Here is a 24,160-nt window from a genome sequence, read left to right as displayed (position 1 = left end):
ATTGTCGTCGATGACGTCACGAGGATGACGCGCTCGGGCGTCGCCCGACCGCCGGGGCCCGAAGACGCGGCGAGGCCCCGACACGGTGTGTGCCGGGGCCTCACTGCGATCGACGTCAGTCCTGCGCGGCGTCCGACGCCCGCGACAGGTGGGCGAGCTCGTCGGCGCTGAGCTCGAGGCGCGCGCTCGCGAGCAGATCGGCGACCTGCTCGACCTTCGACGCGCTGGCGATCGGGGCGGCCACCGCGGGCTGCGCGCGCAGCCACGCCAGCGCGGTCGTCGCGATGGAAGCGCCGTGGGCGTGTCCGACTTCCTCGAGCGCGTCGATCAGCGCGAGGCCGGCGGGGGTGGCGAGTTTCGCGGCGCCCTCGGCACGGGGCGAGTCGCCCGTGGCATCCGCCGTCCGGTACTTGCCGGTCAGGAAGCCACTGGCCAGGGCGAAATACGGCACGAGTGACATGCCGTACCGCTCGGCGACGGGCACGATGTCGCGCTCGACGTCGGTGCGGTGCACGAGATTGTAGTGCGGCTGGATGGCGACGGGCAGGGCGACGCCCGAGGCCTCGGCCAGCGAGACCCATTCGCGGATGCGCTCGGCGGTGTAGTTCGACACGGCCACGTGGCGCACGAGACCGTCGGACACGAGGTCGCCGAAGGCGGCCACGGTCTCTTCGAGCGGGGTCTCGGCGTCGTCGAAGTGGGCGTAGTACAGATCGATGGTGTCGACACCCAGGCGCTGCAGCGAGGCTTCGGCCGCCGCGCGCACGTTCGCCGCCGACAGGCCGCGGAAGTCGGGGTGGGTGCTCACCTTCGTCGCGACGACGACGTTCGACGGCTTGCGTGACGCGAGCCACTCGCCGATCAACGTCTCGCTCTCTCCGCCGGAGTTGCCCGGTACCCACGCGCTGTAGCCGTCGGCCGTGTCGATGAAGTTCCCGCCCCCGGCATGGAAGGCGTCCAGTACGGCGAACGAGGTGTCGTGGTCGGCGGTCCAACCGAAGACGTTCCCGCCGAGCGAGAGGGGGAGGATGTCGAGGTCGCTGCGTCCAAGGCGCGTCATGATGCCCTTCCTGTCGAGGTTCGTTGACCTCAGGGACAACGATGCTCGGCAGCGGGCATTCCCTCGACGCGCCGTGACCCGCCGCGCGGCAGGGGCGGCCGGCCCGGGGCTCAGCGGAGCGGGCTCAGCCCCGCCGACTCACGAACCGCCCGACAGGATGCCGATGAGGCCGCTGATGAGCAGCCAGAGGCCGATACCCGCACCGGCGATCCAGATGACGACCGTGCCGGTCGGGTACTTCTTCTTGCCGTCGGGGCGGTCGGAGCCGTCGGGGACGCTCACGAGCGCACCATCGTCACGATCGATACGACAAGCACGGTGAGACCTCCGATGACGGCGATGGCGGCGATGATGGGGCCGCCGCCGGCGAGGAACGCGGCGACGCCGAGCGCGAGGAAGAGGACGGCGAGCACGATGCCGCTCACCTGGTAGACGCGGAACCTGCCCCCGCCGTCTGTGACTTTCTGTTCGCTCACGTCGACCCCCTGCTCCCAGGCTATCGAAAAGCCGGATGTCTCCCGTGACGGCGAACGCACGATCAGATCTCGATCCGCATCCCGCCCCGAGGCGTAGCGTAGCGATATGGCGCGCCCCGTTCCCGATCCCGTCCGCCCCGGCCAGGAGTCCGTGTGGGACTACCCCCGCCCGCCTCGCGTCGAGACCGTGCGAAAGCGCGTGCAGATCGACTTCGGCGGGGTGCGCATCGTCGACACCGATGACGTCGTCCGCGTGCTCGAGACGAGCCACCCGCCCGTCTACTATCTGCCGATCGCCGCGTTCGGTGAGGCATTGACGCTGGGCGAGGGCGCGTCGTTCTGCGAGTACAAGGGCGGAGCGCGCTACTTCGACGTGCACGGCGGTGGGGGAGCGGTGGCCGCGCGCGCGGCGTGGAACTATCCGAACCCCATGCCGGGGTACGAGATGCTGGCTGACCGCGTGGCCGTCTACGCCGGCCCGCTGGACCGCGTGGTGCTGGGCGGAGAGACGGTGCAGCCGCAACCCGGAGGCTTCTACGGCGGGTGGGTGACGAAGGACCTCGCGGGCCCGTTCAAGGGTGTTCCGGGGTCGATGGGCTGGTGACCCGGGGTCGCCCTCGCCCGCGTTCCGCTATACCGATGACGGAGTGACCGGCTTCGTTGAGCGGAGAGACCGCGTCAACTGTCGAACGCCTGCGGAACGGCGGTGTGCAGGTCGGCGAGCCAGGCCCGCGCGTTGCCGTCGGACGGCGCCCTCCAATCGCCGCGCGGTGACAGTGAACCGGCGGGAGAGACCTTGGGGCCGTTCGGGATGGCCGTGCGCTTGAACTGCGCGAATCCGAAGAACCGTTGCAGGAACACCTCGAGCCACCGCGCGACCGTCACCAGGTCGTACGCCGGCCGCTCGCCCTCGGGATAACCCGCGGGCCAGGTCCCGGCATCCGGATCGTTCCAGGCGTGCGCGGCGAGGAACGCGACCTTCGACGGACGGAACCCGAATCGCAGCACGTGGTACAGCGTGAAGTCGTGGAGGTTGTACGGACCGATGCGGTCTTCGGTGGACTGCATGCGCCCGTCCTGACCGGCCGGGACGAGCTCGGGGCTGATCTCGGTGTCGAGCACGGCCTGCAACACCTCGACGGTGTCCGCGCTCAGCTCGCCGGCCGAGATCACCCAGCGGATGACGTGCTGGATGAGGGTCTTCGGTATGCCGGGATTGACCGAGTAGTGGCTCATCTGGTCGCCCACGCCGTAGGTCGACCAGCCGAGGGCGATCTCGGACAGGTCGCCCGTGCCCACGACGATGCCGCCGTTCTGATTGGCCAGACGGAAGAGGTAGTCGGTGCGGAGCCCCGCCTGCACGTTCTCGAAGGTGACGTCGTGCACCGGCTGACCCGAGGCGAAGGGATGCCCCATGCGGGCGAGCATCTCGGATGCCGCGGGTCGGATGTCGATCTCTTCGATCGAGGCGCCGACGGCTTCGGCGAGGGCGATGGCATTGCGCTTGGTCTTCTCGCTCGTCGCGAAGCCCGGGAGCGTGTACGTGAGGATGTCGCTGCGGGGACGCCCCATGCGATCCATCGCCTGAGCGATGACGAGCAGGGCGTGGGTGGAGTCGAGGCCACCGCTCACACCGAGCACGGGCTTGGGATCCCCGATCGCCCGCAGACGCTGCACCAGCCCCGACACCTGGATGTTGAAGGCCTCATAGCAGTCCTGAGCGAGACGAGCGGGGTCGTCGGGCACGAACGGGAAGCGGTCGAGGGTGCGGCGCAGGCCGATGTCGGTCGCGGGCGGCGCGAGCTCGAACGACACGGTGCGGAACTGCGGGCCGACCGTGCGACGGTTGTCGTCGAAGGTGCCCTGACGCAGGCGGTCCTGACGCAGTCGATCGAGATCGACGTCGGCGACGCTCCGGCGTGGACCATCGGGGAAGCGCTCGGTCGTCGCGAGCAGCTGTCCGCCCTCGTAGATCATCGTCTGGCCGTCCCACGAGACGTCGTTGGTCGACTCGCCCTGGCCCGCGGCGGCGTAGACGTACGCCGCGAGGCACCGCAGCGACTGCGACTGCGACAGCAGGGTGCGGTCGTCGGCACGGCCGATCGTGATGGGACTGCCCGAGAGGTTCGCGAGCACCGTGGCTCCGGCCAGAGCCGCACCCGACGACGGCGGGATCGGAACCCAGACGTCTTCGCACACCTCGGCGTGCAGCGTCAGCCCCGGCACGTCGACGGCGTCGAACAGCAGATCGGGGCCGAACGGCACGGTGGCGCCGGCGACGGTGATGTGCTGGCCCGCCTGGTCGTCGCCGCGGGCGTACCAGCGCTGCTCGTAGAACTCGCGATAGGTGGGCAGGTAGGCCTTGGGGACGACGCCGAGCAGCCGGCCGCGGTGGATGACCACGGCGCAGTTGAACAGCCGATTGCCGTGCCGCAGGGGAGCGCCTACCATCAGCACCGGGAGCAGGTCTGCGGATGCCACGACGAGACGCCCGAGCGCCGCCGCGACCGCGTCGAGCAGGGGGTCCTGCATGACGAGGTCGTCGATCGAGTAGCCCGTGAGGCACAGCTCGGGGAACACCGCGACGGCCACGCCCTCGGCGTCGCACGCGCGGGCGGAGTCGAGCACGGCGTCGGCGTTCGTCGCTGGGTCGGCCAGGGCGACGGGGATCGTGCACGCGGCGACCCGAGCGAAGCCGTGCCGGTAGACGCTCTCGAACGGCAGGTCGGTGATCACCCGTCCAGTCTGTCAGGTGCCTCCGACACGGTGGCAGTCCCTTCGCGGCCCGGTCCGGCCTGTGGAGGCACGGATCGTGATGTCGGTGGTCCCCGTTAGCGTGGGTTCCCATGCGGTACATCGAACAAGACGGGCGGATCGTCTGGAGCGCCAGCGATCTCAAGGCGGCGGCCGAGTGCGAATTCGCGTGGCTGCGCGCCATCGACGCCAAGATCGGCCGCATCGCCCCCGTCGACGACCCCGCAGACGCCACGCTCGAACGCGCCGCACAGCTGGGCACCGCGCACGAACTGCGGGTGCTCGACGACTACCGGGCCCGTCTCGGCGGCGCGGTCCGCGAGATCCCCGCCGCCCGTTCCTCCGACGCGGTCGCGCTCGCCGAGGCCGTGCGCCTCACCGACGCGGCCCTCGCCGACCCCACCGCCGAGGTCGTCTACCAGGCCGCCTTCGCCACCGACGAGTTCGTCGGCTTCGCCGACTTCCTCGTGCGCGAGACCCACCCCCGCCCCGACGGCACGCGGCCCTGGGTCGTGCAAGACACGAAGCTCGCCCGCCGCGCCCGCGTCACCGCCCTCATGCAGCTCGCCGCCTACGTCGACCAGCTCGATCGCCTGGGCGTCGCGCGCTCCGACCGCGTGGAGCTGCTGCTGGGCGACGGCTCGACGAGCACGCACCGTGTCGACGACCTGCTGCCGGTCTTCGGGCTGCGGCGAACGCGTCTGCGCGCTCTCATCGCCGACCGCCGTGTCGGGCTCGGTGTCGCCGGCCCGGTCATCGAATGGGGCGACGCACGAGGTGACCTGGGCGTCGTGGCCTGCGGCCGCTGCGCCACCTGCGAGCTCGAGGTCGTCGCGCACCGTGATCTGCTGCTGGTCGCCGGCATGCGTCCGGTGCAGCGCGATCGGCTGCGCGCGGGCGGCATCCCCACCATCGACGCGCTCGCCAGCGCGACCGAGCCCCCGGCCGCCATGGGATCCGACACCTTCGTCTCGCTTCGCACCCAGGCGCGACTGCAGCTCGACAGCCCGGCGGGCGTCCCCACCGAGGCGACGCCGGCGCACGCCGTGCCCACCTACGAGGTCGTCGCACCCAAGTCGCTGGGAGTGCTGCCGCGCCCCGACCACGGTGACCTGTTCTTCGACTTCGAGGGCGATCCGCTCTACACCGAGGGCGTCGGCGCGCACTGGGGCATCGACTACCTGTTCGGTTGGGTCGACACGCGCGAGACCTACGGGTCGCTCTGGGCCCACACATTCGACGAAGAGCGCGTCGCGCTCGAGCGCTTCCTCGACATGGTGGCGCTGCGTCGTCAGCAGTACCCCGGAATGCACATCTACCACTACGCCCCCTACGAGCCCACCCATCTGCTCACGATGGCGGCCACCTACGGGGTGCGCGAAGCCGACGTCGATCGACTGCTGCGCGACGGGATCTTCGTCGACCTCTATCCCGTGGTCCGTCGCGCCCTGCGCGTGGGATCCCGCTCGTACTCGATCAAGAAGCTCGAACCTCTCTACATGGGCGACGAGGTGCGCACGAGCGATGTGCAGCGCGGCGACGACTCGATCGTGAAGTACGTCGAGGCCCGGGCGCTCGCGGCCGACGGCGACGCGGTGGGTGCGCAGCGCGTGCTCGACGACCTCGCCGACTACAACCGCTACGACTGCGTGTCGACCCGCCGCCTGCGCGACTGGCTCGTCGACCGGGCGCGCGAGGCCGGTGCGGTGCCGGCCCACGGCGCCGATCCCGACGAGCAGGCCTACGAGCCTTCGCCCCGGGCGACCGCCCTGCAGCGGTGGGCCGCCGCCGTCGAGTCCGGCGCCGATTCACGCGATGCGACGGCGCTGCGCCTCGCCGCCGCCGCGATCGACTACTACCCCCGCGAAGAGAAGAGCTACTGGGCGACGCACTTCCTGCGGTTGCGCGAGCCGATCTCGGTCTGGGAAGAGACGCGCGACGTCGTGGTCGTCGACGCCGCCCGCTCGCGGGTCGTCACGGACTGGCACATCGCCGAGTCGGGGCGGGGCTCCGAGCGCCGCCTGGTGGAGCTGCGCGGAGAACTCGCCCCCGGAACGCGCCTGAGCCCGGATGCCGAGCCCTTCGCCGTCTACGACCTGCCGGCGCCGTTCCCGCTCGACACCCGCCCGCGTTGGATCCACGGTGCCCGCCGGGTGACGGTGCGCGAGGTGCTCGATGACGGCGCGATCGTCGAAGAGATCGCCGCCGACGGCGTCACCTGGGACGACCTGCCGCTCGCCCTGACCCCGCCGGCCCCGCCGCGCGCGGGCAACCAGCAGAAGGCGATCGACGCGTGGGCCGACGCGGTGCTGACGGTCGCCCCGGCGATGCCCGACGGCGCCGCTGCCGATGTCCTGCGTCGAGTGCCGCCGCGCACCCGTTCCGGCGCCTTGGCACCTGTCACCGCCGTCGACGGCGCCCCGGGCGACGACGAGGTCACCGCCATCGCCCGCAGCGTGGCCGATCTCGACCACAGCTATCTCGCCGTGCAGGGCCCGCCCGGCACCGGCAAGACCTACGTCGGGTCGCACGTCATCGCCCGCCTGGTCGCCGAGCGGGGGTATCGCATCGGCGTCGTCGCGCAATCGCACGCGACGATCGAGCACATGCTCGATCAGGTCATCGCGGCCGGGGTCCCGGCATCCCGGGTCGGCAAGGCGCCGAAAGACCCGAGCGCCCCGCATGCCTTCACGGTGCTCCCGAAGAACGGCGTCGCCGCCTTCACCGCCGAGAACGCGGCGCAGGGTTTCGTCGTGGGCGGCACCGCGTGGGACTTCAGCCACGAGACGCGCATCCCCCGCGGCAGCCTCGACCTGCTCGTCATCGACGAAGCCGGACAATTCTCGCTGGCCTCGACGATCGCCGTCTCGCTGGCCGCGCAGCGACTGCTGCTGCTCGGAGACCCGCAGCAGTTGCCGCAGGTGAGCCAGGGCACGCACCCCGAACCCGTCGACACGTCGGCGCTGGGGTGGATCATCGACGGCGCCGAGGTGGTGCCCGCCGAGCTCGGCTACTTCCTCGCGCGCACCCGGCGTCTGCACCCCGCGGTCGCGGGTCCCGTGTCGCGGCTGTCGTACGAGGGCCGCCTCGCCGCCCACCCGTCGACGGCCCTGCGCCGACTCGACGGCGTCGAACCCGGGGTGCACATCGTTCCCGTGCGCCACCAGGGCAACTCGACCTGGTCGGCCGAAGAAGCGGCCGAGGTCACACGCCTCGTGTCCGACCTCGTCGGCCGCGAGTGGACGGGGGCCGAAGGAGGGGCCGGTGATTCGGCCGTCGTGCACGAGCCGCGGCCCCTGCGCGCCGACGACATCATCGTGATCACGCCCTACAACGCTCAGCAGGTGGCCGTCGAAGAGGCCCTGGCCGCGGCGGGCTTCTCGGACGTCCCCGTGGGCACCGTCGACCGCTTCCAGGGCAAAGAGGCGGCGGTCGCCATCCTCACCCTCGCGGCGTCCTCGGGGCGCGAGGCACCGCGGGGCTTGGAGTTCCTCCTGCTGCGCAACCGCATCAACGTCGCGATCTCGCGTGCGATGCAGGCGGCGTACGTCGTGTATTCACCCGCGCTGCTAGACGACCTTCCGCGTACTCCCGAGGGGGTGGCACGCCTCAGCGCCTTCGCGCGGTTGGTCGACGGAGTCGAGTGAGGGGCCGGGCTGCCCGATCGCCGTCGACCATGGCGCCGAGCCCGGCCCGCTCGCCGCACGCCGGAAACCGGGTGCGGGGCGGGATCGTGCGGCCGGGGTTCGGTTCTCACGCCCCGCCGCTCGCCGCACCGAATCGGGCCGAACGAACGCGTCAGGCCGTGCCGTACAACCGGTCGCCGGCGTCACCGAGACCGGGCACGATGTAGCCCTTCTCGTTGAGTCGCTCATCGACGGCGCCGAGCACGAGGGTGACGTCGTGTCCCTCGACCTGCTTCTCGATGGCGGCGACGCCCTCGGGGGCGCCGAGCAGGCAGATCGCGGTGACGTCCTGCGCGCCGCGGGCGAAGAGGAAGTTGATGGCCGCACCCAGCGAGCCGCCGGTGGCGAGCATGGGGTCGAGCACGAAGCACTGGCGGTCGCTCAGGTCGTCGGGCAGGCGTTCGGCGTACGTCGTGGGCTCGAAGGTCTCTTCGTCGCGCACCATGCCGAGGAAGCCGACCTCGGCGGTGGGCAGAAGCTTCACCATGCCCTCGAGCATGCCCAGACCGGCGCGCAGGATCGGCACGACGATGGGGCGGGGCTCGCTGATCTTGACGCCCTGGGTGAGGGTCACCGGGGTCTGGATCTCGATCGGCTCGACACGCACGTTGCGGGTCGCCTCGTAGGCCAGAAGGGTCACCAGCTCCTCGGTGAGCTGGCGGAACACCGGCGAGGATGTCTGCACGTCACGCAGCACCGTGAGCTTGTGGGTGATGAGCGGGTGGTCGGCGACGTGGACACGCATAGGCTCAAGGCTAGCCGCTTCCCCTGATCTCCCTCGTCCGTTTTTTCGGAGCCCCCGTGACCCCCACCGCCGCCGACCGCTCCGCGATGCGTCGCGCGTTCGCGCTGGCCGCCGAGGCCGCCGTCGACGGTGATGTGCCCGTCGGCGCCGTCGTCGTCGACGCCGAGGGGCGGATCCTCGGCGAGGGCCGCAATCTGCGCGAGGTCACGGCGGACCCCACGGCGCACGCCGAGGTGCTGGCGTTGCGTGCCGCGGCCGAGACCCTCGGCTCGTGGCATCTCGCCGACTGCACGCTCGTGGTGACCCTCGAGCCGTGCGTCATGTGCGCCGGTGCGATCCTGCAGGCGCGCGTGCCGCGGGTGGTGTTCGGGGCGTGGGATGCCAAAGCCGGCGCCGCGGGTTCGATGTACGACCTTCTGCGCGATCGGCGCCTGCCGCACCGCGTCGAGGTCGTCGGCGGGGTGGACGAGGACGAAGCCGCCGCGCAGTTGACGGCGTTCTTCGAGGTTCGGCGCGAACACCCGCACGATTACGACGCGTGATCGGGCACCCGCCCTCCGCCCCGCGGCCAGCGTGCGTCAGCGGGGCAGCAGGGGGAGCAGCTCGGCGCCGACGAGATCGGCGTGTGCGACGTCGCGCAGATCCAACAGCTGGAAGTACACCCGCTCGGCGCCCAGCGCCCGCAGGCGCTCGACCTTGTCGGCGATCTGCGCCGGAGTGCCGATGAGGTTGGCGCCGTTGTCGAACTGCGCACGGGTCTGCCCGATCGCGGCGACCCGTCGCTCGATCTCGGCGTCGTCCGTGCCCACGATGGTCGGCAGAGCGACCGAGAGCTTCAGCGTCGCCGGGTCGCGCTCGGCGGTCTCGCACGCGGCGCGCACGCGCGCGAAGGCAGCCGAGATCTGCTCCTCGGCGACGAAGCCGATGTTGAACTCGGTCGCGTACCGCGCGGCCAGCGCCGGCGTGCGCTTCGGCCCGCCGCCGCCCACGATCACGGGCACCGGTGACTGCACGGGACGGGGGAGGGCGGGGGCGGCGTCGAGACGGTAGTGCTCACCGTCGAACGAGAAGGTCTCGGCATCCGGGGTCTGCCACAGGCCCGTCACCACCTGCAACTGCTCTTCGAGCAGGTCGAAGCGCTTGGCGGGGAAGGGGATTCCGTAAGCGGCATGTTCGCGCTCGAACCAGCCGGTTCCGAGGCCGAGCTCGACACGCCCGCCCGACATCGCGTCGATCTGCGCGACCTGGATGGCCAGGATCGCGGGCACGCGGTAGGTCACCGACGACACCAGGGTCCCGAGGCGGATGCGCGACGTCTCGCGGGCGAGACCGGCGAGCGTGGTCCACGCGTCGGTCGGCCCGGGCAGCGGGTCGCCCTCGCCCATCCGCAGGTAGTGGTCGGAGCGGAAGAACCCGTCGAGGCCGTGCCGCTCGGCCGACTGCGCGAAGGCGAGCTGGTCGTCGTACGAGAAGCCCTGCTGGGGCTCGGTGAACAGGCAGTACTCCACGGGAGCCTCCGGGATGGTCGGGCGGTGCGAGACGGAGAGTGCGGGACGGAGAGTGCGGGATGGGCCGCGTCGAGGCCGCGCTCAGTCGGCGGAGCGCAGGATGATCGCCTCGGTGGGCGGGGCGGGATCGGCCGGACGGCCGACGTAGCCGATGTGCGTGAGCAGGGCCCGGCGGAACGCGGAGGGACGCTCGAGATGAACCGAGTGGCCTGCTCCCTCGACGGGCACCTCGGTGACCTCTCCGCCACGGGCGGCGTAGGCGGAGAGCACGTCGCGCGTCTGCGACACCATGGGCTGCGCGGGGGCGATCTCGTCGCCGGGCCACCCGGGAACGACGCCCAGGGCGCCCAGGTGGTTCACGTCCGAGAACGAGGCGTCGGAGACGATGGCATCCGCCGTTCCGTAGATCCACAGCACCGGGGGCTTGTCGGCCAGGTCGACGATGCCCGAGACGTCGAAGAAGAGGGGCGACAGCGTGTTGAGCGCCCCCGTGCGTCCGGGGGCGAAGCCGGGCCAGGTGGCGGTCGTGACCGACTCGCCCGGGTAGTTGCCCACGGCCGTCGACGTCGAGAGCATCGCCTCGACCCAGACGTCCTCGTGCTCGCTCGTGTACCCGGGCGCGACGTAGGTCGAGCGGAAGACCGAGCGCGGCGACGTGGGGGCGTCGGCGCTGGTGTCGCCGTCGGTGAGTCGCTGGACGAAGTCGGGGTTGGCGGCGCCGGCGCCGGTGCCCGCACCCTCGTCGTCGAGCCGCGAGCCGTCGCGTCGGGTGCCGCCGAACCCGTAGGGCGAGACCGGCGACTGGAGGGTCAGCGAGAGCACCGGGTGATCGAGGGCGTACTGCAGCACGACACCTCCGCCGAGCGACCATCCCACGAGGTGGGCGGAGGCGATGCCGAGGGCTTCGAGGGTCGCGTGCAGGTCGTCGCTGAAGTCGCGCACGCCGCGGGTGGCGTCGATGGGGGTGTGCTCGGTGCGACCGAAGCCGCGGAGGTCGACCGCGACGACGCGCAGATCGCTGGGGAGGTCCTGCATGATCTCTTGCCAGAACAGCGACGACGCGACGTTCCCGTGCACCAGCACGACCGTGTGCTCCGGGGGCGTCGAAGGGTCGTCGCCGGAGCGCTCGAGCACATTGACACCCAGCCGGTCGGTCTCGAGCAGGCGCGCGGTGATGCCGTCGAAGAGAGTCATGGAAGGTCCTCCGTGTCGATCGCGGGTGCCCCGGTACACCGTCGTCCGACTCTAACGCCCGCCCTTATCGGTCGCACTCAGGGTTGCCTGTCGCGGCGTCGGGGCGCTTCGTAGACTGGAGGCATGACGGATGCCATCACCTCGCTGCCCCCGATCGCGATCCTCGGAGCCGGCTCGATGGGAGGGGCCATCCTGCACGGCCTCGTCGCCGCGGGCCTGAGCGCGGGCGGCGTCACCGCGACCAACCGCTCGATCGCGAAGGCCGCCGAGCTCGCCGATCTCGAGGGAGTGACGAGTGTCGCGCTCGAGGTCAACCCGAACGGCAACATCGAGGCCGCGGCATCCGCCGAGGTGGTGTTGATCGGCGTCAAACCCGCGATGGTGCCCGACCTGCTCGACGAGATCGCTCCGCACCTGCGCGACGGCGCGGTCGTGGTCAGCCTGGCCGCGGGGGTCACCCTCGACACCTTCGCCCGTCACCTCGGCGAGGGTGTCGCAACGCTGCGCTCCATGCCGAACACGCCGTCGCTCGTCGGCAAGGGGGTGACCGGTCTGGCCGCGGGGCCGGCTGCTTCGGCCGACGATGTGGCCGTCGTCCGCGCTCTGTTCGAGACCGTGGGTGCGGTGCTCGAGGTGCCCGAGGAACAGATCGACGCGCTCTCGACGATCTCGGGATCGGGCCCGGCCTACGTCTTCCTGCTGGTCGAGGAGTTCACCAAATCGGCCGTCCGCATGGGCTTCGACGACGCGCAGGCGCGTCTGCTCGCCGAGCAGACCTTCATCGGGGCCACGACGCTCCTGGCCGCCTCCGACGTCGACCCGGCGGAGCTGCGTCGCCGCGTCACCAGCCCCAAGGGCACGACCGAGCGGGCCGTCGCGGTGCTGCAGGAGGCCCGATTCGACGACACCTTCACCGAGGCCGCCGAGGCCGCACTCGCGCGCGCGAAAGAGCTCGCCGAGGGGCGGTGACGTGCCGGCCGAGCACGGGGCCCGTTACGGGCGAAGGCTCCAGGGCGAGAGACTCCGAGCCACTGCTCAGCGGTCGAGCGACGCGAAGCGTTCGATGTCGGAGTTCGTCCCCGACACGATGATGAGGTCGTGGTTCGTGACCACGGTGTTGGCTTCGGCGTAGCGGAACGCCCGCCCGGGGCTCTTCACCCCGACCACGGTCACGTTGTACTTCGAGCGGACACCCGACTCGTTCAGGCCCACGCCGCGTACGAGCTTCGGCGGGTACATCTTGGCGAGCACGAAATCGTCGTCGAAGCGGATGAAGTCGAGCATGCGTCCGCTCACGAGGTGCGCGACGCGCTCGCCGGCTTCGGCCTCGGGGTAGATCACGTGGTTGGCGCCGACTCGGGCCAGGATCTTGCCGTGCGACTGCGAGACGGCCTTGGCCCAGATCTGCGGGACCTTCAGGTCGACGAGGTTGGCGGTGATGAGCACCGACGCCTCGATGAGCGAGCCGACGGCGACGACGGCCACCTGGAAGTCCTGCGCGCCGATCTGGCGCAGGGCGTCGATGTTGCGCGCGTCGGCCTGAACGGCGTGCGTGACACGCTCCGACCACTTCTGCACGAGTTCGAGGTTGCCGTCGACGGCCAGGACCTCGCGGTCGAGGCGGTCGAGTTCGCCGGCGCACGCCGCGCCGAAGCGCCCGAGGCCGATGACCAGCACGGGCGCGTCGCTGCGGATGCGTTCAACCAACGATGGGCCTTTCGACGGGCAGCGCGTACAACTGCGATCGAGACGACGCAGCCACGGCCGCGGCGAGTGTCACTGTACCAATGCGGCCCATGAACATCGTGGCGGCCATGACGTAGACGGCGGGGTCGGGAAGCTCCGCCGTGAGACCGGTCGACAGGCCGACCGTCGCGAATCCCGAGATCACGTCGAACAGGACGTGCTCGATGGGGGCGTCGGTGATGCGGCTGATCGTCACGGTCGAGATCGCGACGATCGTGGCGCCCCACGCGACGACCGAGAGGGCCACGCGCTGCACGTCGCTGGGGATCCGGCGCCCGAACGCCTGTACCGACGGCCGCCCCTTGGCCTCGGAGAAGACCGCGAGGGCGAGCACGGCGAGGGTCGTCACCTTGATGCCGCCGGCGGTGGATGCCGAGCCGCCACCCACGAACATCAGCATCGAGCCCACGATGAGGGTCGCGCCGTTGAGATCGCCGATGTCGATGACCGAGAATCCGCCCGACCTGGTCATGGCGGAGAGGAAGAACGCCTGGAAGGTCGTGTCCCACGCATCCATGCTTCCGAATGTGAGGGGGTTGTCGTATTCCAGCAGCAGAATGACGCCCGCGCCGAAGAAGAACAGGATGACCGTGGTGATCAGGGTGAGCTTCGTGTGGAGCGACCACAGACGGAATCGCCAGTGGTGCCGCCACAGGGTGAAGATCACCGGGAAGCCGATCGAGCCGAGGAAGACGCCGATCATCAGCACCGACAGCAGGAAGTAGTCCTGGGCGAAGGGCGTCAGCCCGTCGGCGTTGGGGACGAACCCGGTGTTGGTGAAGGCCATGGCGGCGTAGTACGGGGCCTCCCACAAGGCGACGATCGGGTCGATGCCCCCGATGATGAGCGAGGGGTAGATGAGCACGGTGAGCCCGGCCTCGATCACCAGCGTCGACAGCGCGACCGTGCGCAGCAGCTGGCCGACCTCGCCCAGACGGACGGTCTGCCCCTCGTTCACCGGTCCGCCGTGCGCCCGCAGGGGGTTGCTGTCTCCGGCGGCGATGAGCTTCGCGCGGAGCCCCAGGCGCTTCGAGATGACCAGGCCCAGGATCGAGGCGAGGGTGAGCACGCCGAGCGCACCCACGTTCACGCCGACGTAGGTGATCACGTGCCCGAGCGGCGACCAGTGCGTGTACATGTTGACCGTCGACAGACCGGTCACGCAGATGGTCGACACCGCTGTGAACAGCGCGTCGGCCAGGGGCGTCGCTCGCCCGTCGGCCGACGCCGCGGGCAGCGAGAACAGCGCGGTGAAGAGAAGGATGAGCGTCACGAACACCAGCACCGCGAAACGCGCGGGTGATGCGGTGGTCAGATTGCGCAGTCGATCCCATGCCGTGAACGCGATGCGTCTCACGCGCACGGCCAATCGCACCTCGTTCGGCGTCGCCGCCATGCGCCGCTCCCTTCGGTGCCCGAACCCGAATCATGGTACTCGGGCCGGGGCGCCGCTAATCTGATGCCATGGCGGACATCTTCGACGTGATCGCTGACGGAACGCGTCGCGACATCCTTCAGCTCCTTCTGGACCGGGCCACCGGTGGCGAACGCGGAACGAGCGTGTCGCAGATCGTGGCGTCTCTGGGGGTGAGTCAACCGACCGTCTCCAAGCACCTGAAGGTGCTGCGCGAGGCCGAGCTGGTGTCGGTGCGCGAAGAGGGTCAGCACCGCTATTACAGCCTCGCGGTCGCGCCTCTCGACGAGGTCGACGACTGGCTCGTGCCGTTCTTCTCGGTCGACGAAGAGAACGAGCCCGCACTTCCCGAGTCCGCCGTCCACGCCGCCGAAGTGGTGGGTCGTGCCGCGGCGTCGGTCAAGCATTCCTTCTCGACGGCCTTCCGCAAGCTTCCGGGACGGTGAGGTGCACGGATGCCGCGGAAGAGCGGCATCCGGGAAACACATTCGTCACAGCACGCCCAGAGGTTTACAGCCTTCACAGCCAGACCCTAGAGTGTGCACAGCATCAGAGGGTGAGTTCACCCGTAACGAGGGGTGAACCATGGCCGAGCTGCCCGACGTGCGATTCCTGACCGTCGCCGAGGTCGCCGAGCTCATGCGCGTGTCGAAGATGACCGTCTATCGTCTCGTGCACGCCGGCGAACTCCCCGCGGTGCGTTTCGGACGCAGCTACCGCGTGCCCGAATCGGCCGTCGCCGAGGTCGTGCAGCGGCCGGTGTCCGACGTCGGCTAGACTGATCCGAGGCATTTTTTCATCGCCTGCTGTTCCCGGGGGCCGACCACGGCACCCAGACCCCGACTTAGTGAGGTTTTCCGTGGGTTCTGTCATCAAGAAGCGCCGTAAGCGCATGGCGAAGAAGAAGCACCGCAAGCTGCTTCGCAAGACTCGTCACCAGCGCCGCAACAAGAAGTAACGCGGCACGACACCGAGCGCCTGTCCTCTGCGACGGGCGCTTCGTGTATCCGCCCGCGCCGTTCGCCCTCTCGGAGGTAAGCATGCAGTCCATCTCGATCCACGACCTGCACGCGGGACGCGAGCGTCCGCTCATCGACGTGCGCGAGGAACACGAGTTCGCCGCCGGGCACGTTCCCGGGGCCGTGAACCTTCCCATGTCGACCCTGGGCGAACATCTCGACGAGCTCCCCGCCGAGCCGTTCGACGTGATCTGCCAGGCCGGCGGCCGCTCGGCGCGTGTGGTCGAGGCGCTCTCCGCGCGCGGTCACGACGCCACGAACGTCGAGGGCGGCACGGGCGACTGGATCGCCGCGGGGTACGACGTCGCATCCTGATCCGGTGCCCGGACCCGCGTCATCCCGCGCGTCCCGAGCGCCGCGATCCACGGCCCTCCTAGGATGAAGGCGTGACGACCCTCACGCTGATCGGAAAGCCCGGCTGCCATCTCTGCGATGTGGCCGAGCAGATCGTCGAGGCCGTCGTGGCCGATCTTCCCGCCGACGTCGCCGACCGTGTCGACATCGCGCACGCCTCGATCGCCGATGACACGGCGTTGTACGAGAAGTGGTGGGAGAAGATCCCCGTCATCCTGATCGACGGCGAGCTGCACGCGCACTGGCGCGTGTCGGCCGACCGCCTCCGCGCCGCGTTGCTGGCGTCCGAGCCCGAAGGAGCCTCCGCGTGAGCATCCGACACATCGTCCTGTGGAAGCTCGCGGCCGACGACGCCGACACCCGGGCTCTGCACGCCGAGCAGATCGCGGAGCGCCTGCTGGCTCTTCGGGGCGTGATCGACGAGATCGTGCATCTCGAGATCGGTCGCAACGTCGCGTACCCGCAGAACAACTGGGACGTCGCCCTGGTGAGCGAGTTCGCCGACGTCGAGGCGTTGGAGCGCTACCAGGTGCACCCCGCCCACCAAGAGGCCGCGGCCTTCGTGCGCTCGGTCGTCGCCGAGCGGTCGTCGGTCGACTACCCGTTCTGACGCCCGTTCAGCCGATGGGGCGAACGCTCATCGGCCCGGATGCGAGAGCGATCCGGACGTGCGCCCGATCGTCGAGGCGCTGGTCGGGCGTGTGCTCGACGACGACGCGATCGCCGTCGGCGGTGAGAACGGTCGAGCGACGCACGCTGCCGAGGAAGATGGTCTCCTCGACCACCGCGTCGACTCCCGGGGCGCCGTCGCCCACGAGCACGACCTGTTCCGGGCGTACGACGACCTCGCAGTGACCGTCGCTCGCCGCGGCGGCGAGAGGGAGTTCCTGCCCCCACACCTCGACGACGGCTCCCTCCACGATTCCCGGCACCGCGCTGACCGGACCCAGCAGGTCGGCCACCGCGAGGTCGCCGACGCGCGCGAAGACCTCGTCGGGTCGCCCCTGCGCGGCGATACGGCCCTGGTCCATCACGACGAGATGGTCGGCGACGGCGGCGGCCTCGGCGGTGTCGCGCGTGACCCACAGGGTGGTGACCCCGGTCGCACGCAGTTCCCGCACGACGCGATCGCGGGTCTCGGCGCGCGCCGAGGTGTGCAGCGCGGCCAGCGCGTCATCGAGCACGAGGGCCCGCGGCCGCGACGCGAGAGCCCGGGCGACGGCCCACCGCTGCCGGTCGCCGTGCGAGAGGCGGTGCACCAGCCGGTCACCGGCGCCGAGCCCGACGAGCGCGCCCAGGCGTTCGGCTTCGGCGTCGGGGTCGGCGGTGCCCGCGCGACGGGCGGCGGCCACGATCGCGGCGCGCACCCGCCCGAAACGGGCGACCGGGGTGCGGTCGCGCACCTCGACGACGCGGGGCGCGGCGGCCCCGGTGCGCCCGTCGATCGTCACGGTGCCGGCATCCGGCCGCTCGGCTCCCGTGATCACGCGCAGCAGGGTCGACGCGCCGCAGCCCGACGGCCCGACGACGGCGACGATGCCGCCCGGCTCGATCTCGAGGTCGATGTTCTCGAGCACCGGGACTCCGGCGCGCGCGCGGCCGACATCGCGGAGCGCGATCGCCCACCCCGTGCGCGATCGTCCCGCCGGAGACGGGGCGGCCGAGGTGAGGGCGTTCATGGCCCCACGGTAGGGCGGCCGATGAACGCGACGACGCCCGGGGAGTGAACCCCGGGCGTCGGTCGCTCGAACCTTACGGAGCGAGGCGGGTCGGGCCGCGGAAGAGGTACGTCACCTCGCGGATCGACGACTCGCCCAGCATGAGCATCAGGACGCGCGCCAGGCCCATGCCGAAACCACCGTGCGGCGGGGCGCCGAAGCGGAAGAAGTCGAGGTAGAAGTCGAGGTGCTCGGGGTCGAGACCCTTCTCTTTCGCCTGCTCGATCAGCACGTCGACGCGGTGCTCGCGCTGCGCGCCGGTCGTGATCTCGACGCCGTTGAAGAGCAGGTCGTACGACTTCGTCAGCCCGGTCTCTTCGTCGCGCATGTGGTAGAAAGCGCGGATCTCGGGGTGGTAGTCGGTGATGAAGACGAACTGGTGACCGAACGTCTCGGCCACGTGCGCCGCGATCTGACGCTCGCCCTCGGGGTCGAGGTCGCCATCGGTGCGCGGGATGTCGTACCCGCGCGCGGCGACGATTTCACGCGCCTCGGCGAGGGGGATGCGCGGGAAGGGGAGCGTCGGAACCTGCACCTCGATGCCGAAGAGCTCCTGGATCTCGGCACCGTGCTTGTCGGCGACGGCCTGGAAAGCGCTCTGCAGCAGTTCCTCCTGCATACGGGCGACGTCTTCGTGCGAGTCGATCCAGCTGATCTCGGCGTCGATCGAGGTGAACTCGGTCGCGTGACGGCTCGTGAACGAGGGGTCGGCGCGGAACGCGGGGGCGATCTCGAAGATCTTGCCGAAGCCGGCGACCTGGGCCATCTGCTTGAAGAACTGGGGGCTCTGCGCGAGGTAGGCCGTCTTGTCTTCGAAGTAGGGCACCTCGAACAGTTCGGCGTTGGACTCCGAGGGCGACGCCATGAGCTTGGGGGAGTGCACCTCGATGTAGTCGCGCTCGACCCAGTAGGTACGCATCGCGTGCTCGAGAGTGGTCTGCACGCGGAAGATGAGGTTGTTGCGGCGCTGGCGCAGGTCGATGAAGCGCCAGTCCATGCGCTTGTCGGGGCTGCTGTCGGCCGCGATCGGGGTCTCGGGGTTGGCTGCCGCCGCGATGACGAGCTCGCCGACCTTGATCTCGACGCCGCCGAGCTTGACGCGCTCGTCGTGCTTGAGCTCGCCGCGCACGGTCAGGAAGGTGCCGGTCGACAGGGCGCCGATCGTCTCGGTGAGGGCGAGGGCGGCGGCATCCTGATCCGTCGCCTCTTCGGAGGGACGCGTCGCCGGGTTCACCAGCTGCACCGCGCCGGTCTCGTCGCGGAGGACGACGAACTGCACCTTCTTCTGGTCGCGGACGGTTTCGACCCATCCCGACACCTCGACGGGGCCGGCGGGAAGGGATTTCAGCTGGTTGACCAGGACGCGTTCGCTCACGATCGACCAGTCTACGTGCGCCGTGCGCGCGCACCCGGGCGCGAATCTACGATGGGGGCGTGACCTACTCGTTGCCGCCGGAATCTTTCCGGACGATGCGTCCCGAACCGACAGTGCGCAAGGCGCGTGGCTGGGACGTCGCGCTCACGATCATCCTGCTCGTGCTCCTTCCCCTGCTGGCGCTGGGGGCCTCGTACGCGGGAGTGCTGCTGGCGTTCGCCGCCGACCAGTGCGGGCCGTCGAACTGCGACACGGGGCTGATGAACATCGGCTTCTGGACGGCCGTCATCTCGCCCTGGGTCATCCTGCTGATCGGCGTGGTCGCCGCGATCGTGCGCCTCGTGCGCCATCGCCTGGCGTTCTGGGTGCCGCTGGCCACCATCGTCGGGATGGCGGCGGTGTGGTTCATCGCGGCCGCGTTCGTCGGCGCCGGGGTCTCGGCATCCTGAACCGCTCGGGGGCAACCCCCAGGAACCGCGCATGACCGGACCGTAGCCTGGAACGGGCGTCCGGTCGGGCGGCCGATCACCGAGCGCGAAGGCACCCGATGACCGACACCACCCTCACTCTCTCCCCCCTGCGCGCGAGCTCCGGCTCCGAGGACGGGCAGTCGTGGCTCACGTCGCTGGCCGACTGGACCGTGTCGCTCATGGAGATCATCGGACCGGTGGGCGCGGGCGTCGCCATCGCCCTCGAGAACCTCTTCCCGCCGCTGCCGAGCGAGGTCGTCCTGCCGATGGCGGGCCTCACCGCCAGCCGCGGCTCGTTCACGCTGTTCGAGGCGCTGCTGTGGACGACCGTCGGCTCGATCGTCGGCGCCTTCATGCTCTACGGCCTCGGGCGGTGGCTCGGAGCCGCGCGTCTGCGCTCGTTCGCCGCGAAGATGCCGCTGCTGCACCCCGAAGACGTCGACCGCACGGTCGCGTGGTTCGAGCGCCACGGCGGCAAGGCCGTGTTCTTCGGGCGCATGATCCCGATCTTCCGCAGTCTCATCTCGATCCCCGCCGGCGTCGCCAAGATGCCGATGTGGCGGTTCGGTCTGCTCACGGGCGCCGGCAGCCTGATCTGGAACACGATCTTCGTGCTGTCGGGCTTCCTGCTGGGCGAGAACTGGCACATCGTCGAGGAGTACGCCTCGATCCTGCAGTACGTCGTGATCGCCGCGGTCGTGATCGGAGTCGCGTGGTTCCTGTACGCGCGCATCCGTTCGCTTCTGGCTTCCCGCAACGACGCCCCGGCGTCGCGCACCGACGCCTGAGCGTCGGAGGACATCGCCGGGTCGAGTCCCCGTCGACGCGCGCGCACACCTCCTGCGGGCCCGGTATCCGCGGGTATCTCCACGTCGAAGCAACCCGCCCCCTCGCTCAGTCAGACCACAGAACCCGCCCGTAGACTGGCGTCGTGCCCGCCGATCGCCTTCATCTCGTGCGCCACGGAGAGGTCCACAACCCCCGTCGCGTGCTCTACGGTCGGCTCCCCGGATTCGGCCTCAGCGTCGACGGGCGGCAGATGGCGCGCCAGGCCGCCGAGTACGTCCACGGCCTCGAGCGGCCCGTCTCGGCCCTCATCGCCTCACCGCTGCAGCGCACCCGCGAGTCGGCGGAGCCGTTCGTGACGCTGTTCGGCATCGAGCCCGTGATCGATGAGCGGGTGATCGAGCCGACCAACGTCTTCGAGGGACGGCGGATGAAGCGGGCGCTCGCCAACCCGCTGAACTGGCGGCACCTGCGTCAGCCCGCCGTTCCCAGCTGGGGTGAGCCCTACGACCGCGTCGTGGCGCGGGTGACCGAGGCCATGGGCGACGCGTGGGAACGCGTCCCCTCGGGCGACGTCGTCGTCGTCTCGCACCAGCTGCCGATCTGGGTGACCCACCTCGCCCTCTCCCACCAACCCACCCGCCACGACCCCCGCAAGCGCCGCTGCGCGCTGTCGAGCGTGACGAGCTTCGAACGGCGAGACGGCGCCGACGGCTCGACGCGCTGGGTCGAGGTGGCGTACGCCGAGCCGGCCACCACCGCCGGAGCCGTCGACGTAGGAGCCGTCTGATGCGCCGAATCCTCACCGCCGCCGGAGCGATGGCCGCCGCCGCGGCCCTCGTGATGGGCCTCGCGGCCTGCACGCCCGACCCCCTCGCCGAGCAGTACCGGGCGGGTGACAACAAGGGCTACATCGCCGCCAACGGGCTGCAGTGGCAGGAGATCCCCGAATCCGACCGCGGCGAGGCCGTGGAGTTCTCGGGCAGCCTCGACAACGGCTCACCGGTGTCGAGCGCCGACTACGCCGGCAAGGTGCTCGTCGTGAACTTCTGGTACGCCACGTGCGGCCCGTGCATCATCGAGGCCCCGCGCCTCGAGCAGGCCTATCAGAGCTTCCAGGGCCAGGACGTGGCCTTCCTCGGCATCAACACCTACGACCAGCCCGCCACGGCGCTGTCGTTCGCCCGCGATCACGGGGTGTCGTACTCGAGCGCGATGGCCGTCAACGACGGCGAGCTCAAGCTCGCCTTCGCCGACAAGACCCCCATCAACGCGACGCCCACCACCCTCGTGCTCGACAAGCAGGGCCGCGTCGCCGCCCGCGTCATCGGCGAGCTCCCCGAGGCCTCGATCCTCGAGTCCATGGTGCGCACGCTGGTCGCGGAGCCCGCGTGAACCCGGGCGCTCTCGTCTTCGACGGCGCACTCTGGGTGGCTCTTCCCCTCGCGCTCGCCGCCGGTCTCATCTCGTTCCTGTCGCCGTGCGTGCTGCCGCTCGTGCCGGGGTACCTGGGGTACATCGGCGGTGCCGTCGCCCCGCGCGGGGGCTCGGCATCCGGAGCCGGCCGGGGGCGCCTGCTCGGTGGGACCCTCCTGTTCATCGCGGGATTCACCGTGGTGTTCATGGCGATCAACGTGCTCGGCGGAGCCGCCGGCATGTTCTTCACCCGCTACGGCGACGTCATCACGCGCGTCATGGGTGTCGTCATCATCCTCATGGGACTCGTGTTCATCGGCCTCTTCGGGGTGGCGCAGCGCTCGGTGCGGCTGCAGTCGCGCGGCAACCTGGGCCTGATCGGTGCCCCCCTGCTCGGCATCGCGCTGGGCATCGGCTGGACCCCCTGCATCGGCCCGACGCTGGCGGCGATCCTCTCGGTGTCGTACAACCTCGGCGACCCGGGCCGGGCGGCACTGCTGGGACTGGCGTACTCGCTGGGGCTCGGCATCCCGTTCGTACTGCTCGCCCTCGGCTTCGGATGGGCGACGCGCTCGGTGTCGTTCGTGCGCAAGCACATCCGCGTCGTCAACCTCATCGGCGGCGGCCTTCTCATCGCGCTCGGCCTGCTCATGGTCACGGGCGTCTGGGGCCAGTGGATGTCGACCCTGCAGGGAGTGATCGGCAATGTCCAACTCCCGCTCTGATCGAGGAAAGACAGTGACCGAACCCGCCGACGGCGTGCTGCGCCCGTCCGACCACGCCGACTCCGTCGTCGCGGACGGCTCCGGCGACGACATCGTGCAGCCGCGCCTCGGCGTCGTGGGATGGGCGCGCTGGGGGTGGCGTCAGCTCACCAGCATGCGCACCGCCCTCGTGCTGCTGCTCCTGCTCGCGATCGCCGCCGTTCCCGGCTCGCTCGTGCCGCAGCGCACCGCCGACCCCAACGGCGTCACCCAGTACTTCACCGACAACCCCGACCTGGCGCCGGTGCTCGACAAGCTCAGCCTGTTCGACGTGTACAGCTCGCCGTGGTTCTCGGCGATCTACCTGCTGCTGTTCATCTCGCTGATCGGCTGCGTGCTGCCGCGCACCAAACACCACTGGAAGGCCCTGCGCTCGCAGCCCCCGCGCACGCCCGCGCGGCTGTCGCGTTTGGACGACCACCGCACCCGCCGCCTCACGGTCGCCGGAGACGCGGATGCCGTCGCCGCGGCCGCCGTCGACAGCGCCTCCGCTCAGCTGCGCAAGAGCGGATACCGCGTCGCCCGGTACGACGGGCGCGGCACGTACTCGGTGTCGGCCGAGCGCGGCTACCTGCGCGAGACGGGCAACCTGGTCTTCCACGCAGCCCTGGTGGGCGTGCTCATCGCCGTCGGCGTCGGAGGCGGCTTCACCTACACGGGGCAACGGGTGCTCGTGGAGGGCCAGGCGTTCGCGAACAGCCTGCTCGACTACTCCTCGTTCAACCCCGGCCGCTTCGTCGGCGGCGACACGCTCACGCCGTACTCCATGACGCTCGACGCCTTCGACGTCGCCTACGTGCCACCCGGCCAGCCCGGCTCGGGTCAGGCGGGCGACTTCGTGGCGCACATGACCACGCGAGCCCCGGGCGGCGAGCCCGAGGACGGCGAGGTGCGCGTCAATCACCCGCTCGACGTGCAGGGCGACCGTGTCTACCTGCTGGGCAACGGCTACGCGCCCACCGTCACGATCCGCGACGCCGAGGGGCGGGAGGTCTTCCACGACTCCGTGGCCTTCCTTCCCCAGGATGCCAACATGACCTCGCTCGGCGTCATCAAGGTCGCCGACGGACTGCCGCAGCAGCTCGGCCTGCTCGGCTTCTTCTACCCGACGATGGACGTGCTGCCTTCGGGCGCGCTCACCTCGACCTACGGCGCGCTGGAGTACCCCGTGCTCACGCTGCGCGTCTACGAGGGCGACCTCGGCATCGACGACGGCACGCCCCGATCGGTCTACACGCTCGACCCCTCGGGGATGACGCAGATCGCCGGCGGTGACAGCGGCACCCCCGCCCTGCAGCTCATGCCGGGCGAGACCCAGGACCTGCCGAACGGTCTCGGCACCATCACGTTCGAGAACGAGGCCCCCGCCGGCGCCTCCGGGTACGACGGTTCGGTGAAGCGCTTCGCCTCGCTGTCGATCCACCGTGACCTCGCCGGTCCCTGGGTGCTCGCCTTCGCGCTGCTCGCGCTGTTCGGGCTCATGACCGCGCTGTTCGTCCCGCGTCGGCGCATGTGGGTCAAGGCGACGCCGCAGGGCGACGCCGTGATCGTCGAGTACGCGGGCCTGGCTCGCGGTGAAGACCCCACCCTCGGCGCCGCCGTCGCCCAGCTCGCCGAGAAGCACGCCTCGTCCCTTCCGTCCCCGCGCCACCCCGACACCGGAAAAGTAGACTGA

27 protein-coding genes are annotated in these 24,160 nt (G+C 70.5%); 16 read left to right on the top strand and 11 right to left on the bottom strand.

Annotated features, from left to right (window positions below; all coding sequences use genetic code 11):
* Positions 1–115: 115 nt before the first annotated feature.
* The 3 genes from ASG45_RS14555 to ASG45_RS14550 form a co-directional block, all read right to left on the bottom strand.
* On the bottom strand, positions 116–1,060 hold the full coding sequence (locus ASG45_RS14555) for an aldo/keto reductase (RefSeq protein WP_055839157.1): 945 nt from the start codon (positions 1,058–1,060) through the stop codon (positions 116–118).
* A gap of 138 nt (positions 1,061–1,198) precedes the next feature.
* On the bottom strand, positions 1,199–1,342 hold the full coding sequence (locus tag ASG45_RS16305) for a hypothetical protein (RefSeq protein WP_156458827.1): 144 nt from the start codon (positions 1,340–1,342) through the stop codon (positions 1,199–1,201).
* A complete protein-coding gene (locus tag ASG45_RS14550) occupies positions 1,339–1,536 on the bottom strand; it encodes a hypothetical protein (protein WP_055839154.1) in 198 nt (65 codons plus the stop codon). Before ASG45_RS14550 ends, ASG45_RS16305 begins: the two co-directional genes overlap by 4 nt.
* Before the next feature lie 106 nt (positions 1,537–1,642).
* Here ASG45_RS14550 and ASG45_RS14545 point away from each other — a divergent pair, with 106 nt between their 5' ends.
* Positions 1,643–2,140: a DUF427 domain-containing protein gene (locus ASG45_RS14545; protein ID WP_055839151.1), complete on the top strand. Its 498-nt coding sequence runs from the start codon at positions 1,643–1,645 to the stop codon at positions 2,138–2,140.
* A 74-nt stretch (positions 2,141–2,214) separates the two neighbouring features.
* Here the strand turns inward: ASG45_RS14545 and ASG45_RS14540 are convergent, their stop codons facing one another.
* The gene (locus ASG45_RS14540) at positions 2,215–4,272 is read right to left on the bottom strand and encodes an NAD(+) synthase (RefSeq protein ID WP_055839149.1); all 2,058 of its coding nucleotides are present in this window, start codon (positions 4,270–4,272) and stop codon (positions 2,215–2,217) included.
* 110 nt (positions 4,273–4,382) lie between these two features.
* Between ASG45_RS14540 and ASG45_RS14535 the strand changes: the two genes are divergently transcribed.
* Positions 4,383–7,937 carry a TM0106 family RecB-like putative nuclease gene (locus ASG45_RS14535; protein WP_055839147.1) on the top strand — a complete coding sequence of 1,185 codons (3,555 nt, stop codon included), beginning with the start codon at positions 4,383–4,385 and terminating at the stop codon, positions 7,935–7,937.
* A 151-nt stretch (positions 7,938–8,088) separates the two neighbouring features.
* On the opposite strand, the gene upp is transcribed toward ASG45_RS14535, so the two are convergent.
* Entirely contained in the window at positions 8,089–8,721 is a 633-nt protein-coding gene (gene upp / locus ASG45_RS14530) for a uracil phosphoribosyltransferase (RefSeq protein WP_055839143.1), read from the bottom strand.
* An 86-nt stretch (positions 8,722–8,807) separates the two neighbouring features.
* Between upp and tadA the strand changes: the two genes are divergently transcribed.
* The gene (gene tadA, locus ASG45_RS14525) at positions 8,808–9,263 is read left to right on the top strand and encodes a tRNA adenosine(34) deaminase TadA (RefSeq protein WP_055839587.1); all 456 of its coding nucleotides are present in this window, start codon (positions 8,808–8,810) and stop codon (positions 9,261–9,263) included.
* 36 nt (positions 9,264–9,299) lie between these two features.
* Here tadA and ASG45_RS14520 read toward each other — a convergent pair whose 3' ends face one another.
* Both ASG45_RS14520 and ASG45_RS14515 read right to left on the bottom strand, forming a co-directional pair.
* Positions 9,300–10,229 carry an LLM class F420-dependent oxidoreductase gene (locus tag ASG45_RS14520; protein WP_055839140.1) on the bottom strand — a complete coding sequence of 310 codons (930 nt, stop codon included), beginning with the start codon at positions 10,227–10,229 and terminating at the stop codon, positions 9,300–9,302.
* 81 nt (positions 10,230–10,310) lie between these two features.
* Positions 10,311–11,423, bottom strand: coding sequence for an alpha/beta hydrolase (locus tag ASG45_RS14515; RefSeq protein ID WP_055839137.1), 1,113 nt, complete (start codon positions 11,421–11,423; stop codon positions 10,311–10,313).
* A 123-nt stretch (positions 11,424–11,546) separates the two neighbouring features.
* On the opposite strand from ASG45_RS14515, the gene proC reads away from it, so the two are divergent.
* On the top strand, positions 11,547–12,392 hold the full coding sequence (gene proC / locus ASG45_RS14510; RefSeq protein ID WP_055839133.1) for a pyrroline-5-carboxylate reductase: 846 nt from the start codon (positions 11,547–11,549) through the stop codon (positions 12,390–12,392).
* A gap of 66 nt (positions 12,393–12,458) precedes the next feature.
* Here proC and ASG45_RS14505 read toward each other — a convergent pair whose 3' ends face one another.
* A complete protein-coding gene (locus tag ASG45_RS14505; protein WP_055839130.1) occupies positions 12,459–13,130 on the bottom strand; it encodes a potassium channel family protein in 672 nt (223 codons plus the stop codon).
* Positions 13,123–14,565, bottom strand: coding sequence for a TrkH family potassium uptake protein (locus ASG45_RS14500; RefSeq protein WP_156459471.1), 1,443 nt, complete (start codon positions 14,563–14,565; stop codon positions 13,123–13,125). The genes ASG45_RS14505 and ASG45_RS14500 overlap by 8 nt, the downstream gene beginning before the upstream one ends.
* Before the next feature lie 68 nt (positions 14,566–14,633).
* Here ASG45_RS14500 and ASG45_RS14495 point away from each other — a divergent pair, with 68 nt between their 5' ends.
* The 6 genes from ASG45_RS14495 to ASG45_RS14475 all read left to right on the top strand — a co-directional run bounded on the left by ASG45_RS14495 (position 14,634) and on the right by ASG45_RS14475 (position 16,566).
* Positions 14,634–15,029 carry an ArsR/SmtB family transcription factor gene (locus ASG45_RS14495; RefSeq protein ID WP_055839127.1) on the top strand — a complete coding sequence of 132 codons (396 nt, stop codon included), beginning with the start codon at positions 14,634–14,636 and terminating at the stop codon, positions 15,027–15,029.
* A gap of 139 nt (positions 15,030–15,168) precedes the next feature.
* Positions 15,169–15,360, top strand: coding sequence for a helix-turn-helix domain-containing protein (locus ASG45_RS14490; protein ID WP_055839125.1), 192 nt, complete (start codon positions 15,169–15,171; stop codon positions 15,358–15,360).
* A gap of 82 nt (positions 15,361–15,442) precedes the next feature.
* Positions 15,443–15,541: a 30S ribosomal protein bS22 gene (locus tag ASG45_RS16000; RefSeq protein WP_003792170.1), complete on the top strand. Its 99-nt coding sequence runs from the start codon at positions 15,443–15,445 to the stop codon at positions 15,539–15,541.
* Between the two features lie 82 nt (positions 15,542–15,623).
* A complete protein-coding gene (locus ASG45_RS14485) occupies positions 15,624–15,917 on the top strand; it encodes a rhodanese-like domain-containing protein (protein WP_055839123.1) in 294 nt (97 codons plus the stop codon).
* 71 nt (positions 15,918–15,988) lie between these two features.
* Entirely contained in the window at positions 15,989–16,267 is a 279-nt protein-coding gene (locus ASG45_RS14480; RefSeq protein ID WP_055839118.1) for a glutaredoxin family protein, read from the top strand.
* Positions 16,264–16,566 (top strand): Dabb family protein, encoded by a 303-nt coding sequence (locus tag ASG45_RS14475; RefSeq protein WP_055839115.1) that lies wholly within the window; start codon positions 16,264–16,266, stop codon positions 16,564–16,566. The genes ASG45_RS14480 and ASG45_RS14475 overlap by 4 nt, the downstream gene beginning before the upstream one ends.
* A gap of 7 nt (positions 16,567–16,573) precedes the next feature.
* Here the strand turns inward: ASG45_RS14475 and ASG45_RS14470 are convergent, their stop codons facing one another.
* Entirely contained in the window at positions 16,574–17,635 is a 1,062-nt protein-coding gene (locus tag ASG45_RS14470) for an ABC transporter ATP-binding protein (RefSeq protein ID WP_055839112.1), read from the bottom strand.
* Positions 17,636–17,708: 73 nt separating this feature from the next.
* The gene (gene aspS / locus ASG45_RS14465; protein ID WP_055839110.1) at positions 17,709–19,049 is read right to left on the bottom strand and encodes an aspartate--tRNA(Asn) ligase; all 1,341 of its coding nucleotides are present in this window, start codon (positions 19,047–19,049) and stop codon (positions 17,709–17,711) included.
* Between the two features lie 59 nt (positions 19,050–19,108).
* On the opposite strand from aspS, the gene ASG45_RS14460 reads away from it, so the two are divergent.
* The 6 genes from ASG45_RS14460 to resB all read left to right on the top strand — a co-directional run bounded on the left by ASG45_RS14460 (position 19,109) and on the right by resB (position 24,160).
* A complete protein-coding gene (locus tag ASG45_RS14460) occupies positions 19,109–19,498 on the top strand; it encodes a hypothetical protein (protein ID WP_156458825.1) in 390 nt (129 codons plus the stop codon).
* A gap of 98 nt (positions 19,499–19,596) precedes the next feature.
* A complete protein-coding gene (locus ASG45_RS14455) occupies positions 19,597–20,307 on the top strand; it encodes a DedA family protein (protein WP_055839102.1) in 711 nt (236 codons plus the stop codon).
* Between the two features lie 143 nt (positions 20,308–20,450).
* Complete coding sequence (locus ASG45_RS14450; protein ID WP_055839100.1) at positions 20,451–21,095, top strand: histidine phosphatase family protein; 645 nt, start codon at positions 20,451–20,453, stop codon at positions 21,093–21,095.
* Positions 21,095–21,700: a TlpA family protein disulfide reductase gene (locus ASG45_RS14445; RefSeq protein WP_055839098.1), complete on the top strand. Its 606-nt coding sequence runs from the start codon at positions 21,095–21,097 to the stop codon at positions 21,698–21,700. The genes ASG45_RS14450 and ASG45_RS14445 overlap by 1 nt, the downstream gene beginning before the upstream one ends.
* Positions 21,697–22,446 carry a cytochrome c biogenesis CcdA family protein gene (locus ASG45_RS14440; RefSeq protein WP_055839095.1) on the top strand — a complete coding sequence of 250 codons (750 nt, stop codon included), beginning with the start codon at positions 21,697–21,699 and terminating at the stop codon, positions 22,444–22,446. Before ASG45_RS14445 ends, ASG45_RS14440 begins: the two co-directional genes overlap by 4 nt.
* Positions 22,427–24,160 carry a cytochrome c biogenesis protein ResB gene (gene resB, locus ASG45_RS14435; protein ID WP_055839092.1) on the top strand — a complete coding sequence of 578 codons (1,734 nt, stop codon included), beginning with the start codon at positions 22,427–22,429 and terminating at the stop codon, positions 24,158–24,160. The genes ASG45_RS14440 and resB overlap by 20 nt, the downstream gene beginning before the upstream one ends.

This window comes from Microbacterium sp. Leaf436, assembly GCF_001424715.1.
GTDB lineage: Bacteria > Actinomycetota > Actinomycetes > Actinomycetales > Microbacteriaceae > Microbacterium.
This window is presented reverse-complemented; position numbering and strand designations above follow the sequence as displayed.